This is a genomic window from Vibrio sp. 1457 (genome assembly GCF_033340195.1).
GTDB lineage: Bacteria > Pseudomonadota > Gammaproteobacteria > Enterobacterales > Vibrionaceae > Vibrio > Vibrio alginolyticus.
On sequence record NZ_JAWOWA010000153.1, the window covers coordinates 1 to 1030 of the forward strand.

Annotated in this window: 2 protein-coding genes; both read left to right on the forward strand. The window is 53.9% G+C overall.

What is annotated here, in order from left to right:
- On the forward strand, positions 1 to 232 hold a 232-nt coding region (locus R7Z41_RS24485), incomplete at its 5' end, for a DUF3302 domain-containing protein (protein WP_318141702.1).
- Positions 233 to 234: 2 nt separating this feature from the next.
- On the forward strand, positions 235 to 1030 hold a 796-nt coding region (locus R7Z41_RS24490; RefSeq protein WP_318141703.1), incomplete at its 3' end, for an HlyD family secretion protein.

Below are 1030 nucleotides of genomic sequence, written 5' to 3' on the forward strand. Positions count from 1 at the left end.
TCATACGGCGGGCTGGGTGAGCCTGTTTACTCTGCATGTTATCTGGCCGTTTCTGTGGATCTGGGCGACGCTCTATCAACCGGAGCGTGGCTGGGGTATGCAGTCACATGTTGCGTCGCAGGAGAAAGCGACTGACCCGGAAATCGCCGCACTTTCTGACCGAATTTCCCGGCTGGAGCATCAACTCGCCGCCGAGAAAAAGACTGACTATTCCACGTTCCCGGAGATCTAATTATGGATCTATTGATTGTTTTAACTTACGTGGCGCTGGCGTGGGCGGTCTTTAAAATCTTTCGTATTCCGGTGAATCAGTGGACGCTGGCGGCGGCGGCGCTGGGTGGCGTGTTTCTGGTGAGTGGTTTGATTTTGTTGATGAACTACAACCACCCTTACACTTTTACCGCGCAAAAGGCAGTGATAGCGATCCCTATCACGCCACAGGTGACGGGAATTGTTACTGAAGTCACTGACAAGAATAATCAGCTTATTCAAAAGGGCGAGGTGCTTTTTAAGCTCGACCCGGTTCGTTACCAGGCGCGAGTTGACAGACTTCAGGCTGACCTGATGACGGCGACGCATAATATAAAGACTCTGCGCGCGCAGCTCACAGAAGCGCAGGCCAACACCACCCAGGTTTCAGCGGAGCGCGACCGTCTGTTTAAAAATTATCAACGTTACCTGAAAGGCAGCCAGGCGGCGGTGAATCCGTTCTCGGAACGTGACATCGACGATGCGCGGCAAAATTTCCTCGCGCAGGATGCGCTGGTGAAAGGCTCGGTGGCGGAGCAGGCGCAGATCCAGAGCCAGCTCGACAGTATGGTTAACGGCGAGCAATCGCAGATTGTGAGCTTAAGAGCGCAACTTACTGAAGCAAAATATAATCTTGAGCAGACTGTCATTCGCGCACCAAGCAATGGCTACGTCACGCAGGTACTGATCCGCCCCGGCACATACGCAGCTGCCTTGCCGCTGCGTCCGGTGATGGTCTTCATCCCCGAGCAAAAACGGCAAATTGTCGCCCAATTTCGGC